The 15,746-nt window shown below is 73.2% G+C and carries 13 protein-coding genes; 3 read left to right on the top strand and 10 right to left on the bottom strand.

The features are described 5' to 3' along the window. Position 1: 1 nt before the first annotated feature. The 6 genes from pgk to uvrC all read right to left on the bottom strand — a co-directional run bounded on the left by pgk (position 2) and on the right by uvrC (position 7,621). Positions 2-1,213 carry a phosphoglycerate kinase gene (pgk, locus tag LG379_RS09765; RefSeq protein WP_225754359.1) on the bottom strand — a complete coding sequence of 404 codons (1,212 nt, stop codon included), beginning with the start codon at positions 1,211-1,213 and terminating at the stop codon, positions 2-4. Positions 1,214-1,335: 122 nt separating this feature from the next. Then, complete coding sequence (gap, locus tag LG379_RS09760; RefSeq protein ID WP_225754358.1) at positions 1,336-2,343, bottom strand: type I glyceraldehyde-3-phosphate dehydrogenase; 1,008 nt, start codon at positions 2,341-2,343, stop codon at positions 1,336-1,338. A 239-nt stretch (positions 2,344-2,582) separates the two neighbouring features. Next, positions 2,583-3,563, bottom strand: a complete 981-nt coding sequence (gene whiA, locus LG379_RS09755) for a DNA-binding protein WhiA (RefSeq protein ID WP_225754357.1) — start codon at positions 3,561-3,563, stop codon at positions 2,583-2,585. 16 nt (positions 3,564-3,579) lie between these two features. After that, positions 3,580-4,581 carry a uridine diphosphate-N-acetylglucosamine-binding protein YvcK gene (gene yvcK / locus LG379_RS09750; protein WP_225754356.1) on the bottom strand — a complete coding sequence of 334 codons (1,002 nt, stop codon included), beginning with the start codon at positions 4,579-4,581 and terminating at the stop codon, positions 3,580-3,582. Then, positions 4,578-5,516 carry an RNase adapter RapZ gene (gene rapZ, locus LG379_RS09745; protein WP_225754355.1) on the bottom strand — a complete coding sequence of 313 codons (939 nt, stop codon included), beginning with the start codon at positions 5,514-5,516 and terminating at the stop codon, positions 4,578-4,580. Before rapZ ends, yvcK begins: the two co-directional genes overlap by 4 nt. After that, a complete protein-coding gene (gene uvrC / locus LG379_RS09740) occupies positions 5,513-7,621 on the bottom strand; it encodes an excinuclease ABC subunit UvrC (RefSeq protein ID WP_225754354.1) in 2,109 nt (702 codons plus the stop codon). The genes rapZ and uvrC overlap by 4 nt, the downstream gene beginning before the upstream one ends. Positions 7,622-7,754: 133 nt before the next feature. Between uvrC and LG379_RS09735 the strand changes: the two genes are divergently transcribed. After that, positions 7,755-8,264, top strand: coding sequence for an OsmC family protein (locus LG379_RS09735; RefSeq protein WP_225754353.1), 510 nt, complete (start codon positions 7,755-7,757; stop codon positions 8,262-8,264). 2 nt (positions 8,265-8,266) lie between these two features. On the opposite strand, the gene uvrA is transcribed toward LG379_RS09735, so the two are convergent. Then, positions 8,267-11,128, bottom strand: coding sequence for an excinuclease ABC subunit UvrA (gene uvrA, locus LG379_RS09730; protein WP_225754352.1), 2,862 nt, complete (start codon positions 11,126-11,128; stop codon positions 8,267-8,269). Between the two features lie 119 nt (positions 11,129-11,247). Between uvrA and LG379_RS09725 the strand changes: the two genes are divergently transcribed. Next, entirely contained in the window at positions 11,248-11,949 is a 702-nt protein-coding gene (locus LG379_RS09725; protein WP_225754351.1) for an MBL fold metallo-hydrolase, read from the top strand. A gap of 10 nt (positions 11,950-11,959) precedes the next feature. On the opposite strand, the gene LG379_RS09720 is transcribed toward LG379_RS09725, so the two are convergent. Together LG379_RS09720 and LG379_RS09715 are read right to left on the bottom strand one after the other, a co-directional pair. After that, on the bottom strand, positions 11,960-12,589 hold the full coding sequence (locus tag LG379_RS09720) for a hypothetical protein (protein ID WP_225754350.1): 630 nt from the start codon (positions 12,587-12,589) through the stop codon (positions 11,960-11,962). Next, complete coding sequence (locus tag LG379_RS09715; protein ID WP_225754349.1) at positions 12,586-13,950, bottom strand: serine/threonine-protein kinase; 1,365 nt, start codon at positions 13,948-13,950, stop codon at positions 12,586-12,588. The genes LG379_RS09720 and LG379_RS09715 overlap by 4 nt, the downstream gene beginning before the upstream one ends. Before the next feature lie 152 nt (positions 13,951-14,102). Between LG379_RS09715 and LG379_RS09710 the strand changes: the two genes are divergently transcribed. Then, positions 14,103-14,426 carry a YciI family protein gene (locus LG379_RS09710; protein ID WP_225754348.1) on the top strand — a complete coding sequence of 108 codons (324 nt, stop codon included), beginning with the start codon at positions 14,103-14,105 and terminating at the stop codon, positions 14,424-14,426. Between the two features lie 26 nt (positions 14,427-14,452). Here LG379_RS09710 and LG379_RS09705 read toward each other — a convergent pair whose 3' ends face one another. Further along, positions 14,453-15,583: a TerC family protein gene (locus LG379_RS09705; protein WP_225754347.1), complete on the bottom strand. Its 1,131-nt coding sequence runs from the start codon at positions 15,581-15,583 to the stop codon at positions 14,453-14,455. Positions 15,584-15,746: the final 163 nt, after the last annotated feature.

Genomic DNA, 15,746 nt, shown 5'->3' with positions numbered 1-15,746 from the left:
GTCACTTCTCCGTCTTCTGCTCGAGGACCGCGATACCCGGGAGCTCCTTGCCCTCGAGGAACTCCAGGCTCGCCCCACCACCGGTGGAGATGTGCCCGAAGCCCGCCTCGTCGAAGCCGAGCTGACGGACGGCCGCGGCGGAGTCGCCACCGCCGACGATCGAGAACGCGCCGTCCCGGCCGGCGTCGACCATGGCCTGGGCCACCGCCCGGGTGCCGGCGGCGAACGCCTCGAACTCGAAGACGCCCATCGGTCCGTTCCACACGATCGTCCGCGCGTCACGGATCTTCGCCGCGAACAGCTCGGCGGACTCCGGGCCGATGTCCAGGCCCATCCGGCCGTCGGGCATCGCGTCCGCCGGCACCACGTCGTGGGGTGCGTCGGCGGCGAAGGCGTCGGCGACGACGACGTCGGTGGGCAGCACGATCTCCACGCCGCGCTCCTCGGCCGTGGCGAGGTAGCCCTTCACCGTCTCGACCTGGTCCTCCTCGAGCAGCGAGGTGCCGACCGACCAGCCCTTGGCCGCGAGGAACGTGAAGACCATCCCGCCACCGATGAGCAGACGGTCGGCCTTGGTCAGGAGGTTCGCGATGACGCCGAGCTTGTCGGACACCTTCGCCCCGCCGAGGACGACGACGTAGGGCCGCTCGGGGTCGTCGGTGGCGCGACGGAGCGCGCTCACCTCGGACAGCACGAGCCCGCCGACGGCGGCCGGCAGCTTCAGCGCCACGTCGTAGACGGACGCCTGCTTGCGGTGGACGACGCCGAAACCGTCCGAGACGTAGGCGTCGGCGAGCGCGGCGAGGTCGTCGGCGAGCGCAGAGCGCTCCGCCTCGTCCTTGGAGGTCTCACGCGCGTCGAAGCGGATGTTCTCCAGGAGCGCGACCTCGCCGTCGGCCAGGCCCTCCACCGTGGCGCGAGCGGACTCGCCCACCGTGTCCTCGGCCAGGCGGACCGGCACGCCGAGCAGCTCACCGAGCCGGACCGCGACCGGGGCGAGGGAGTTCTTGGCATCGGGAGCGCCCTTGGGCCGCCCGAGGTGGGCCGTCACCACGACCCGGGCACCGGCGTCGATCAGCTTCTGGAGCGTCGGCAGCGCCGCGCGGATGCGGCCGTCGTCGGTGATCGTGCTGCCGTCCAGCGGGACGTTGAAGTCGGAGCGGACCAGCACGCGCTTGCCGCGCAGGTCGCCCAGGTCGTCGATGGTCTTCATGTGCCTTCCTCGGTGTCTGTCAGGGGGCGGACGCGACGACGTCCGCGTGCGCCGCGGGCTCGGGGCTGCGGCGCACGCGGACGTCGGTCATCGTGCGGTGCTCGTCGGAGGACGGACGACGGTCAGAGACGGTCGCCGACGTAGCTGACGAGCTTGACGAGGCTGTTGGAGTAGCCCCACTCGTTGTCGTACCAGGCGACGACCTTGACCTGGTCGCCGATCACCTTGGTGAGGCCGGCGTCGAAGATGCTCGAGGCCGGGTCGGTGACGATGTCAGTGGAGACGATCGGGTCCTCGGTGTAGGTGAGGATGCCCTTGAGCTCGGGGCTCTCGGACGCGGCCTTGACCGCGGCGTTGACCTCCTCGACCGTGACCTCGCGGGAGGCCGTGAAGGTCAGGTCCGTCGCGGAGCCGGTCGGGACGGGCACGCGCATGGCGTAGCCGTCGAGCTTGCCCTTGAGCTGCGGCAGGACGAGCGAGACGGCCTTGGCGGCACCGGTCGACGTCGGGACCATGTTGAGGGCCGCGGCGCGCGCACGGCGCAGGTCCTTGTGCGGGCCGTCCTGGAGGTTCTGGTCCTGGGTGTACGCGTGGATCGTCGTCATGAGACCGCGCACGATGCCGAAGTTCTCGTCGAGGACCTTGGCCATGGGGGCCAGGCAGTTCGTCGTGCACGAGGCGTTCGAGATGATGTGGTGGTTCGCCGCGTCGTACTCGGTGTGGTTCACACCCATGACGAAGGTGGCGTCCTCGTTCTTCGCCGGCGCCGAGATGATGACCTTCTTGGCGCCCGCGTCGAGGTGCGCCTTCGCCTTCGTGGCGTCCGTGAAGATGCCGGTCGACTCGATGACGATGTCCGCACCCAGCTCGCCCCACGGCAGCGCCGACGGGTCGCGCTCCGCCAGGGCCTTGAAGGACTTCCCGCCGACGGTGATGCTCTCCTCGTCGAACGTGACGTCCTGCGCGAGCCTGCCCAGGATCGAGTCGTACTTCAGCAGGGTGGCCAGCGTCTTGTTGTCCGTGAGGTCGTTGACACCGACGATCTCGATGTCGGCGCCCGACTCCAGGACTGCGCGGAAGAAGTTACGTCCGATGCGGCCGAAGCCGTTGATTCCGACGCGGATGGTCACTATGCCCTCCTCAAGGCGCACCGCATTCCCGGTACGCACGATGGGTCGTTGACGGGTTGCGCACGGCGGTGTACGCCCTGGGGACCGCACCACGAGGCTCGATCTCTGTCCCAGATGTTGCCCAGGTTACACGGCGGGCACACGCGCGTCGTCGGGACGTTCGTCCGGCAGCGACGCCGCAGGACGTGCTGCTTTCTCACGGCCCCCCACCTGGGCGGGGACCGATCGTGCCGGTCGGCTCAGACGTCGAGCATGTCGGCCGTCAGGCCCGCCTCGGTGTCCGGCAGACCCAGCTCCGCGGCCTTCTTGTCCGCCGTGGCGAGGAGCCGCCGGATGCGACCGGCGACGGCGTCCTTCGTCAGCGGCGGGTCGGCCAGCTGACCCAGCTCCTCCAGGGACGCCTGCTTGTGCTGGAGCCGCAGCATCCCGGCCTCGCGCAGGTGCTCGGGCAGGTCCTCGCCGAGGATCTCGAAGGCGCGCTCCACGCGGGCACCCGCCGCGACGGCCGCGCGCGCGGACCGCCTCAGGTTCGCGTCGTCGAAGTTGGCCAGGCGGTTCGCGGTGCCGCGGACCTCCCGACGCATGCGCCGCTCCTCCCACACGAGCACCGCGTCGTGGGCGCCGAGGCGGGTCAGCATCGCGCCGATCGCGTCCCCGTCCCGGATGACCACGCGGTCCACGCCCCGGACCTCTCGGGCCTTGGCGGCGATCCCCAGCCGCCGCGCGGCGCCCACGAGCGCGAGGGCGGCCTCCGGTCCGGGGCACGTCACCTCCAGCGCGGCCGACCGGCCCGGCTCGGTGAGCGAGCCGTGCGCGAGGAACGCCCCGCGCCAGGCGGCCTCCGCCTCCCCCGTCCCCGCCGACACCACCTGGGGCGGCAGGCCGCGGACGGGCCGGCCACGGTTGTCGAGGAGCCCGGTCTGACGCGCCAGCGACTCGCCGTCCTTGACCACGCGGACGACGTAGCGGGTGCCCCGCCGCAGGCCGCCGCCGCTGACGACGACGACGTCGCTCGTGTGGCCGTAGACCTCCGCCACGAACTGGCGCAGCCGCCGCGCGGCGACCCCCGTGTCCAGCTCCGCCTCGATGACGATGCGGCCGGAGATGATGTGCAGGCCACCGGCGAACCGCAGGGTCGCCGACACCTCCGCCTTGCGGTGGGAGGTCTTGTCGACGGGGAGACGGGCGAGCTCGTCCTTCACCTGTGCGGTCAACGCCATGGGCGTCATCCTGCCATCACCGCGCCCTCGTCCCGATGTCGCCCAGGAAGCCCTCGAAGGCGTCGCGGTAGGCCGCCGCGAGCCGCAGCGGGTCGTGGCACGGCGTGCCGTCGCCGACCCGCACCTGGCGCAGGAGGAGGTGCCCTCCCATGGCGGCGCACTCGTCCTGGAGGGCGGAGACGTCGTCGATCGCGCTCGGGTCGGCGACGACGACGTCGATGCGGAGGTCCGGGGCGTGCCGCCGGAGGGCGACGAGGTGGTCGTGGGCGCGCATCCCCGGGGTCTCCCCCGTCTCCGCGGAGAGGTTGAGGGTGAGGCAGCGTCGTGCGGCCGTGCGGTGCAGCGCCGCGGAGAGCTCGGGCACGAGGAGGTGCGGCATGACGGACGTGAACCACGAGCCGGGGCCGAGCACGACCCAGTCCGCCGCGTCGACGGCCGCGACCGCCTCGGGGCACGCCGGCGGCTCGGCGGGCAGGAGCCGCACGGACCTGACCTGGCCGGCGGCGGTGGCGACATGGCTCTGCCCCCGCACGACCGTGACGCGCTCGGAACCGTCGACCGTGTCGACGAGCTCCGCCTCGATGGCCAGCGGGACCGCGGCCATGGGCAGGACGCGACCGCGCGAGCCGAGCAGCCGGCCGACCCAGTCGAGCCCGGCGACGGTGTCCCCGAGGAGCTCCCACAGCGCGACGATGAGCAGGTTGCCGACGGCGTGCTGGTCCAGCGACCCGTCGGACGTGAACCGGTGCTGGAGGACGTCGCGCCAGGTGCGGCCCCAGTCGGTGTCGTCGCACAGCGCCGACAGCGCCATCCGGAGGTCCCCCGGCGGGAGCACGCCCATCTCCTGCCGGAGCCGGCCGCTCGAGCCGCCGTCGTCGGCGACGGTGACGACCGCCGTCAGGCGGTCGGACATGAGCCGGAGCGCGGACAGGCTCGCGGAGAGCCCGTGCCCACCACCGAGAGCGACGACGGCCGGGCCCACACCACCGGGGTGCAGCCCCGGCGCGGGGCCCGTCACTCCCGCCCCAGGTCGCGGTGCGACACGACGACGCGGTGGCCCCTCTGCCGGAGCGCGGCCGCCACGGCCTCGGAGATCGCGACGGAGCGGTGCTTGCCCCCGGTGCACCCGACGGCGACCGTCGCGTACCGCTTGTCCTCCGTCTCGTAGCCGGCGAGCACCGGTTCGAGGGCGTCGACGTACCGCTCGACGAACAGCGACGCGCCGGGCAGGCCCAGCACGTAGTCGCGCACGGGCTCGTCCCGCCCGGTGAGGTGGCGCAGCTCGCCGATCCAGTAGGGGTTGGACAGGAACCGCACGTCGACGACGTGGTCCGCGTCGAGCGGCAGGCCGTACTTGAAGCCGAAGGACAGGACGTTGACCCGCAGCGCGTCGCCCTCGCCCCCGGTCACGGCCGCGCGCACCTCGCGGGCGAGGTCGTGCACGTTGAGCTCGGTGGTGTCGATGACGATGTCCGCGCGCTCACGCATGCCGCGCATGAGCTCGCGCTCGTCGGCGATGCCGTCGAGGATCCGGCGTTCACCCTGCAGCGGGTGGGGGCGCCGGACGGCCTCGAACCGCTGGACCAGCACCGGGTCCGACGCGTCGAGGAACAGCAGCCGGTAGGGGAAGCCGGACTCGCGGAGGCCGTCGATCACCTCGACGAGGTCGCGGAAGAACTCCCGTCCGCGGACGTCGACGACGGCCGCGAGACGGTGGACCGCCCCGTGTGCCGCGCTCATCATCCGCACCATCTGCGGCAGGAGCTGCGGTGGCAGGTTGTCCACGACGTACCAGTCGAGGTCCTCGAGGACCGCGGCGGCCCGGCTGCGACCGGCGCCCGACATGCCGGTGATGAGCAGCAGCTCGGGCAGCTCTCCCCGCGGGGTCGGCGTCGTCGCCTCGAGGACCGGGATGCCGGACGGGACGGTGGTCGTGGGCGGCTCCGAGCTCATGCCTCCAGCATGCCAGGCGCGTCCTGGCGGGTGCCGCGGCCTCCACCGCTGTGGTCGGCACCGTTCCGGTCGGGACCGTCCTGGTCGGCACGGCCCTCGCGCTGCAGGGCGTCCACCACGGCCTGCGCCGTCCTCGCCCCCATGCCCTTGACGGTCGCGATCTCCTCCACGGTCGCGGCACGGAGCCTCTTGACGGAGCCGAAGTGCTTGAGCAGCGCCGCGCTGCGGGACGGGCCGAGGCCCGGTACGCCGTCGAGCGCAGACACCGTCATGCTCTTGCTCCGGCGCGACCGGTGGTGCCGGATGGCGAACCGGTGCGCCTCGTCGCGGACGCGCTGGAGCAGGTACAGGCCCTCGGAGCTGCGCTGGAGGATCACCGGGTAGTCCGCCCCCGGCAGCCAGACCTCCTCCAGCCGCTTCGCGAGGCCGCACAGGGCGACGTCGTCGATGCCGAGGTCCGCCAGGGCGCGGGCGGCGGCCGCGACCTGCGGCGGCCCCCCGTCCACGACGACGAGCTGCGGCGGGTACGCGAACCGGCCGGGCCGACGGGCCTCGGCGGACACCTCCCGTCCCGGCGACGGGTGCGGCAGGACGTCGTCGTCGGACTCGCCGAGGGGCAGGTCCCCGGACTCCTCCTGCTCCTGCAGGTAGCGCCGGAACCTCCGGGTGATCACCTCGTACATCGCGGCGGTGTCGTCCCGGGCGCCTTCCCCGTCCGCACCGCGGACGACGAAGCTGCGGTACTCCCCCTTGCGCGCCAGGCCGTCCTCGAAGACCACCATGGACCCCACCTGGTGCGTGCCCTGCGTGGTCGAGATGTCGTAGCACTCGATCCGCAGCGGCGCCGTCGGCAGGTCCAGCGCCTCCTGGAGCTCCTGGAGCGCCTGGCTCCGGGTCGTCAGGTCGCCGGCGCGTCGGGTGCGGTGCAGCACCAGGGACTGCTCCGCGTTGCGCCGCACCGTCTCGGCGAGGTCGCGCTTGTCGCCGCGCTGCGGCACGCGGACCCGGACGCGCGAGCCCCGCACGCCGCTGAGCCACGCCGTCACCTGCTCGACGTCCGGCGGCAGGACCGGCACGAGGACCTCGCGCGGCACGGCGCTCTCGGCGACCCGCACCTGCTCCGGGCGCCGCGCACCCCCGGAGTCGCGCTCGGGGGCCGACCAGCCGCCCTCGTCGCCGTAGACCTGCTGCAGGAGGTGCTCGACGAGCTCGGCGTCGGTGATGTCCTCCACCTTCTCCACGACCCAGCCCCGCTGACCGCGGATGCGCCCGTCCCGGACGTGGAAGACCTGCACGGCCGCCTCGAGCTCGTCCCCGACCAGGGCGAAGACGTCGGCGTCGGTGCCGTCGGCGAGGACGACGGCGTTCTTCTCGGTCGCCCGCTCGAGGGCGCCGATGTCGTCCCGGAGGCGGGCCGCCCGCTCGTAGTCCATCTCCGCGGCGGCCGCCCTCATCTGGGCGGTGAGGCGACGCGTGAAGCGCGCCGTCTCCCCCGCCATGAAGTCGCAGAAGTCCTCGGCGAGGGTGCGGTGCTCGGCCTCGCTCACCCGGCCGACGCACGGCGCCGAGCACTTGTCGATGTACCCGAGCAGGCAGGGCCGGCCCGTCTGCCTGGCGCGACGGAACACGCCCGCGCTGCACGTGCGGACCGGGAAGACCCGCAGCAGCAGGTCGACCGTCTCGCGGATGGCCCAGGCGTGGGCGTACGGGCCGAAGTAGCGGGTCCCGGGCCGCTTCCGGCCGCGCATCACCTGGACCCGGGGGTACTCCTCGCCGAGGGTCACGGCGAGGTACGGGTAGGACTTGTCGTCCCGGTACTTCACGTTGAAGCGGGGGTCGAACTCCTTGATCCAGGAGTACTCCAGCGCGAGGGCCTCCACCTCCGTGCCCACGACCGTCCACTCCACCGACGCCGCGGTCGTGACCATCTGCTGGGTGCGCGGGTGCAGCGCGGAGAGGTCCTGGAAGTAGCTGGCGAGCCGCGAGCGGAGGCTCTTGGCCTTGCCGACGTAGACCACCCGGCCGTGCTCGTCCTTGAAGCGGTACACGCCGGGAGAGTCGGGGACCTGGCCGGGTCGCGGACGGTACGTGGCGGGATCGGCCATGCGCACGAGCCTAGTTCGCCGCACCGACAGACCCGGACGACGACCGCGCCGGTGGCCGCCGAGGACGGCTCCTGCCCGACGGGGTTCCGCGCCGGTCCTGGGCGCACGCCGGTGCGGCCGGTAGCCTCGGCAGATGGGACTCCTGCACAGCTACACAGCCGACGTCGTCTGGACCGGTGCGGGCGAGTCCGGCACGACGAGCTACACCGCGTACTCCCGGGACCACGAGGTCCGGATCGGGTCCAAGCCGCCGCTGCTCGGCTCCGCCGACCCCGCCTTCCGCGGCGACCCCGGGCGGTTCAGCCCGGAGGAGCTCCTGGTCGCCGCGCTGGCCCAGTGCCACATGCTCTGGTTCCTCCACCTCGCGTCGGCGGACGGCGTGGTCGTCGTCGGCTACACCGACCGCGCCACCGGCACGATGCGGGTCGAGGGCGCCGGCCACGGCCAGTTCCGCGAGGTCGTCCTGCGGCCGTGCGTGACGCTCGCGGGGCCGCTGCGCGACGACGGCCGGACGGTCACCGACGGCGAGCTCGCCGGCCTGCACGCACGCGCCCACGAGCACTGCTTCATCGCCCGCTCCGTCAACTTCCCGGTCCGCCTCGACGCCGCCCCCTCCCGCGTGGCCCAGGGCGCCGTCGGCTGACCTCAGGCGGACGCGGCCATGCTGCGCTGGAGGAGCAGCTCGGCCAGGAAGCGCCCGGTGTGGCTGTCCTCGACCCGCGCCACCTGCTCGGGCGTGCCCTGCGCGACGACGACGCCGCCGCCCGAGCCGCCCTCCGGGCCCATGTCGATGACCCAGTCGGCGCTCTTGATGACGTCGAGGTTGTGCTCGATGACGATGACGCTGTTGCCCTTGTCGGCGAGCGACTGCAGCACGCCGAGGAGCTTGCGGATGTCCTCGAAGTGCAGGCCCGTCGTCGGCTCGTCCAGGACGTACGCCGTGCGGCCCGTCGACCGACGCTGCAGCTCGGCGGCGAGCTTGACGCGCTGCGCCTCACCACCGGACAGCGTGGGCGCGGGCTGACCGAGCCGCACGTAGCCGAGCCCGACGTCCACGAGCGTCTTGAGGTGGCGGGAGATCGCCGGGACGGCGGCGAAGAACTCCGACGCCTCCTCGATCGGCATGTCGAGCACGTCGGCGACGGTCTTGCCCTTGAAGTGCACCTCGAGGGTCTCCCGGTTGTAGCGGGAGCCGTGGCACACCTCGCACGGCACGTAGACGTCGGGGAGGAAGTTCATCTCGATCTTCAGCGTGCCGTCGCCGGAGCACGCCTCGCACCGGCCGCCCTTGACGTTGAAGGAGAACCGTCCCGGGGTGTAGCCCCGGACCTTCGCCTCGGTCGTCTCGGCGAAGAGCTTGCGCACGTGGTCCCACACCCCGGTGTACGTGGCGGGGTTGGACCGCGGCGTGCGCCCGATGGGGCCCTGGTCGACGTGGACCACCTTGTCGAGGTGGTCCAGCCCGGTGACCCGGGTGTGCCGACCGGCCACCTGACGCGCGCCGTTCAGCTCGTTCGCCATGACCGTGTAGAGGATCGAGTTGACGAGCGTCGACTTGCCCGAGCCCGAGACGCCGGTCACCGCGACGAAGCAGCCGAGCGGGAAGCTGACGTCGATGCCGCGCAGGTTGTGCTCGCGCGCGCCCACGACGGTCACCTGGCGCTTGCGGTCGATGGTCCGACGACGTTCCGGGGTCGGGATGCTGCGGCGCCCCGAGAGGTACGCGCCGGTGACGGACTCCGTCGAGGCGAGGAGACCCTCGAGGTCCCCGGAGTGCACGACGCGGCCGCCGTGCTCGCCGGCGCCGGGGCCGATGTCGACGATCCAGTCGGCGGTGCGGATCGTGTCCTCGTCGTGCTCGACGACGATGAGCGTGTTCCCGAGGTCCCTCAGCCGCGTCAGCGTGTCGATGAGGCGGCGGTTGTCGCGCTGGTGCAGCCCGATGCTGGGCTCGTCCAGCACGTACAGGACGCCGACGAGTCCGGACCCGATCTGGGTCGCGAGCCGGATCCGCTGCGCCTCGCCGCCGGACAGCGTGCCGGCGGCGCGGTCCATCGAGAGGTAGTCCAGGCCCACGTCGAGGAGGAAGCCGAGCCGCGCCTGGATCTCCTTGAGGACCTGCGCCGCGATGGCGCGCTCGCGCTCCCCGAGCTCGAGGGCGGCGAGGAAGTCGCGCGCCTCCCGCAGGGGCAGGCGGCACACGTCGGCGATCGACCGGCCGCCGACGCGCACGGCGAGCACCTCGGGCTTGAGGCGCGAGCCGGCGCACACGGGACACGGCACCTCGCGCATGTAGGCCTCGTACTTGTCCTTCGACCACTCCGAGTCCGTCTCGGCGTGCCGGCGCTCGATGAACGACACGACGCCCTCGAAGCCCGTGCTGTACTGCCGCTCGCGCCCCCACCGGTTGCGGTACCGGACGTGGACCTCGTGGTCCTTGCCGTGCAGGATCGCCTGGCGGGCGCGCTCCGGCAGGGCGCGCCACGGCACGTCCATCGAGAAGCCGAGGTCCTCGGACAGCGCGCGCAGGACGCGCTGGAAGTACTCCGACGACGTCTGCGACCACGGCGCGACGGCACCGCCGGCGAGCGTCGCGTCCTCGTCCGGGATGATCAGGTCGGGGTCGACCTCGAGCCGGCTGCCGATGCCCGTGCACTCCGGGCAGGCGCCGTACGGGGCGTTGAAGGAGAACGTCCGCGGCTCGATCTCCTCGAGCGTCAGCTGGTGGTCGTTCGGGCAGGCCCGGTGCTCGGAGAACCGACGCTCCCGGCCGGGGTCGTCCTCGTCCGCGTCGACGAGCTCGACGACGAGGAGCCCACCCGCGAGGGTCAGCGCCGTCTCGACCGAGTCCGTGAGCCGGCGCTGAACGCCGTCGCGCGCGACGAGCCGGTCGACCACGACCTCGATCGTGTGCTTGAGCTTCTTCTCCAGCACCGGCGCCTCGGTCAGCTGGCGGACCTCGCCGTCCACCCGCGCCCGGGCGAAGCCCTTCGCCTGCAGCTCGCGGAACAGGTCGGCGTACTCGCCCTTGCGCCCGCGGACGACGGGCGCGAGCACCTGGTACCGCGTGCCCTCCGGCAGCTCGAGGAGCCGGTCGACGATCTGCTGCGGGGTCTGGCGGCTGACCTGCTCGCCGCAGACAGGGCAGAACTGCGTGCCGGCGCGGGCGAAGAGCAGCCGGAGGTAGTCGTAGACCTCCGTGATGGTCCCGACCGTGGAACGAGGGTTGCGGTTCGTGGACTTCTGATCGATCGACACCGCCGGGGACAGGCCCTCGATGAAGTCGACGTCCGGCTTGTCCATCTGCCCGAGGAACTGGCGGGCGTAGGCGGAGAGCGACTCGACGTAGCGCCGCTGGCCCTCGGCGAAGATCGTGTCGAAGGCGAGCGAGGACTTCCCCGAGCCGGACAGACCCGTGAAGACGATGAGACTGTCCCGGGGAAGATCGAGATCGACGTTGCGGAGGTTGTGCTCGCGCGCACCCTGCACGCGCAGTCGGTCATTCACCGCAGCATCGTACGTGCCCGCCGACTGTCGTACAAGTGTTCGATGTCACACCCAGCCCGTCCTCAGCCGTCGACGGCCGGGACGAGCGGCCCCTGCGCCGGCGCCCCACGAGGAGCACGATGGACGCCATGAGCTACACCGGAGACGTCGTCCCGGGCGGGCCGCCGCAGGCGCGCGTCCTCGACGAGGTCGTGATCCGCAAGCTCTCCGTGGGGCCGATGGACAACAACTCCTACCTGCTGACCTCCCGCGTCGGCGGTGACCAGCTGCTGGTCGACGCTGCCGCCGAGCCGGACCGGCTGCTGGCGCTCATCAGGGAGGGCTCCCCCACGGCCCGGCTGAGCACCGTCGTCACCACGCACCGCCACGCCGACCACGTCGGTGCCCTGGAGTCGGTGCTGGCCGTGACCGGCGCGCACCACGCGTGCGGCGCGGACGACGCGGCCGCCGTCCCCGCCGCGGTGCACCGTCGGCTGCACCACGGCGACCTCGTATCGGTGGGCCACGTCGTCCTGGAGGTCGTGGCGCTGCGCGGGCACACGCCCGGCTCGCTCGCGCTCCTGTACCGCGAGCCCGCCCGCGGAGCCGGCCCCGACGCGGTCCCCGGCCGCGCGCACCTGTTCACCGGGGACAGCCTGTTCCCCGGAGGACCGGGGAAGACGGCCGACGCGGCCGCGTTCCGGACGCTCATGACCGACCTCGAGCAGCGCGTCTTCGGCACCCTCTCGGACGACACGTGGGTGTACCCCGGCCACGGTCGCGACACGACGCTCGGGGCGGAGCGCCCGCACCGTGCCGAGTGGTGGCGCCGCGGCTGGTGAGACGCCGGCCTCACTCCCGCCCGGCGGGACCCCGCTGGCCGGAGGGGTGGACCGGCGACTGCCCCGGCGCGTGGGCCGGCGAGCGCCCCTGACCCTTGCCGGAGCCGCCCTGACCGCCGCCACGCCCGCGGTTGCCGTCCGGCCCCACGCCGTTGCCCTGGTTCCCCTCGTTGCCCTGCTGCGCGTCCTCGTCGGCCGGCGCCTGGGGGGCCGGTGCCGGCGGGGCCGGCGGCGCCGGGTCGACCGGCACGACCGGCTCCACCACCTCGGTCCCGGGCTCCTCGGCCACCGGGGCCTCGGCAGCTGCGTCGTCGTCCGCCGGGGACGCGACCGCCTCCCGCACGGCGGTCAGCTCGGCCTCCACGGCGCGCAGGGCCTCGTCGACCGCGCGGTACCGCTGCACGGAGATGTCACCGTCCTCGACCGCCACGTCGAGCTCGGACCTCACGCGGGCGAGCGCTGCCGCAGCGGCGTCGTGGCGTCCCTGCGCGGCCGCCGACGACACGGACCACACGGCCTCCTGGAGCCGCGCCGCCGCGTCGGCGGCGAGGTCCACAGGCTGCGCGCCGCAGCCGGCCAGGGCCGTCGCGGCCGCCACCAGCACCGCGGCCGTCCGGTGGCGCATCCCGACGCGGCTCACGGCTCGACGCTCCGCTGCAGGTCCTCCAGGACCTCACCGAGCTCGCCCTCGACGGCCGGGTACGGCGGCGGCTCGGAGGCACCGCGGTCCCCGGCCGCGAGACCGATCACCAGGGCCACCGAGGCGAGCAGCACCACGGCGACCGCCACGAGGATCGCCCAGCGCCGCCGGACGGTCTGCCGGGCACGCGCGCCCGCGCGCCCGCGGGCCGTCGCGGGTGGGACCGACGCGGGCACGAGCGGGATCGGCTGGGTCCGCCCGGTGGCGTCCGGGTCGTGGTCCGTTCGCCCGGGCCGCTGGACGGTCCCCGCCGCCGCGCGCCGGTCGCGGCGCGACGGGGCGGGGGCATGCGTGGCGTGCATGGCTGCCGGGCCGGTGTCGGTCCCCATGCGGTGCGGCGCCGTCCCGTCGGCGTCCCCCGGCACGACGATCCCCGGCGCCGCCGGGGCGAGGAGCACGGCCTGCTCGGCAGCGCCGGTGCCACGGCCGGCCCCGGCGAGCGCACCGAGACGACGTGCCGCCTCGACCATCGTGAGCCGCGCCTCCGGCTCCCGCGCGGTCATGCCCTGGAGCAGGGCGGTCCACTCCGGGCCGACGTCGGGCGGGATGGGCGGGTCCGTCGTCAGGCGCGCCGCCGCGACCTCCGCGACGGTGCCCGTGAAGGCCCTGCGGCCGGTCAGGCACTCGAGCAGCACGAGGCCGAGCGCGTACACGTCCGTCGGCGGACCTGCGCCCGCCCCCGTCGCCTGCTCGGGGCTGAGGTAGGTGGCCGTGCCCAGCGTCGTCCCCGTCATCGTGAGCCGGGCGCCGTCGGCGAAGCGGGCGATCCCGAAGTCCGCCAGCTTGACGATCGGGCCCGTCGTCAGGGCTGCGTCCGGCGCCTCGCGCACCGCGGAGGCGCGCTCGACGAGCAGGATGTTGGCGGGCTTGATGTCACGGTGGACGACGTCGGCGGCATGCACGGTCGCGATCGCCTCGGCGAGCTGACGCCCGATCCGCGCGGTGTGCGTCGACGTCAGCGGACCCGTGGCGAGGAGGTCGGCGAGCGTCGGCCCCGGCACCAGCTCCATGACGATGTACGTCTGCTGGAGGGGGCCCCCGGCGTAGGCCGAGCCGGCGTCGTGGAGGGCGACGAGGCCCGGGTGGTTCATCTGCGAGAGCACCTTGATCTCGGCCTGGTGCCGGAGCACCTCGTCCGAGTCGGGCGTGGGAGGGAAGAGCTTCACCGCGACGTCGCGGCCGAGCGCCTCGTCGTGCGCCCGGTACACGGTCGCCATGCCGCCCTGGCCGACGACGTCCTCGATGCGGTACCGCCCGTCGAGGACGACGCCGTGGGCCACGTCGACAGGCCCTGGCGTCACGTCCCTCTCCTTCGTCCCGCGCCGACCTCGTCCGGCCGATCATGGCGGTGCCGCCGGTTCGCGCAGGGCACCGCTCAGACGCTACGGCTCAGAGCGACGAGATGCACGCCGAGCCGGCGTCCCCGGCGGCGCCGGCACGTCACACTGGTCCCGTGCCCATCTACGCGATCGAGTACCGCTACGACTCCAGGCCCGGTGTCCTCGACGCCGGCCGGCCCGCGCACCGCAGCTTCATGGGACGGCTCCACGCCGACGGGGTCCTGCTCGCGAGCGGCCCGCTGCGCGGCGAGCCGCTGACCGACGACGGCGCCGCCGCTCCCGGCGAGCCCGGAGCGCCCGGCGCGCTCCTGCTGCTCCGTGCCGACAGCGCGCAGGCCGCCCTGCGGATCCTCGACGACGACCCGTTCCGGGGGGCCGGACTGATCGCGTCGCGCACGGTCCGCGAGTGGGAGCTGGTCACCGGCGCCTTCGCGTAGGGGCTCCCGGGCGGCGCCGACGCCGGTCAGTCGCGCGCGTCCCGCTCGTCCGTCGCGTCGCCGAGCCGGCTGACCCGCGCGGAGTGGCTCAGGGGCGCCTCGGCGACCGGGGTGCCTGCCGACTCCGGGTCGACGCCCTGGCGGCTGAGGTCGCCCTGCTCCGCGACGGACTCGACGTGCTGCTCGCGGCGGCGCGTCGCGAGCAGGCTGGCGATCGTGGCGACCGTGAGGGTGCCGAGGATCACCATCAAGGAGAGCCAGATCGGGATCTCGGGCGCCCACTCGACGTGCTCACCGCCGTTGATGAACGGCAGCTCGTTCGTGTGGAGCGCCTCGAGGACGAGCTTGACGCCGATGAAGCCGAGGATCACAGCGAGGCCCTGGGACAGGTACACGAGCCGCTGGAGCAGGCCGCCGAGGAGGAAGTACAGCTGCCGCAGCCCGAGGAGCGCGAAGGCGTTCGTCGTGAAGACGATGTACGGCTCCTTCGTGAGCCCGAAGATGGCCGGGATCGAGTCGAGCGCGAACAGCAGGTCGGTCGACCCGATGGCGATCATCACGATGAGCATGGGTGTGGCCACCCGCCGACCGGCCTTGCGCACCCAGAGCCGGTCGCTGTGGTACTCGGTGGTCGACGGTACGACGCGGCGGACGAGCCGCAGCAGCCGGGTGTCCTTGAACTCGGCGGGCGCGTCCTCGTCGTGCTTCTCGCGGGCGAGCTTCACCGCCGTGTACACCAGGAAGGCACCGAACAGGTAGAAGACCCACGAGAACTGCTCGATCGCCGCGGCGCCCGCCCAGATGAACAGGCCGCGCAGCACGATCGCGATCGCGACCCCCACCAGCAGGACCTTCTGCTGGTACGGCCGCGGCACCGCGAACCTGGTCATGATGATGAGGAAGACGAAGAGGTTGTCGACGGACAGGCTCTTCTCCGTCACGTAGCCGGCGAAGTACTCGCCGCCGGACGTCGTGCCGGCGACCGCCATGAGGCCGAGTCCGAACACGATGGCGAGGGCGATGTACACGGTCGACCAGATCGCCGACTCCCGGAACGTCGGCTCGTGCGGGGTCCGCACGTGCGCGAAGAAGTCGAAGACGACCAGGGCGAGGACGCCGATGACAGTCGCGAGCCAGACCCACAGGGGGACGTCCACAGAACCTCCGGTACGAGAGATCGGGGTACCGGAGGTCTCCTCCGCCCGCCCCTGAGGGCCGGACCGGCGCACCGGGCTGACGGTCACGTCAGCCGTGATGACGATGCCACCGCGGCGGGAGTACTCCCCTCCAACCGGGTGAGCATAGACCCGCAGCGGACCC

It is taken from the genome of Actinotalea sp. Marseille-Q4924 (assembly GCF_916618755.1).
Lineage (GTDB): Bacteria > Actinomycetota > Actinomycetes > Actinomycetales > Cellulomonadaceae > Actinotalea.
This window is presented reverse-complemented; position numbering and strand designations above follow the sequence as displayed.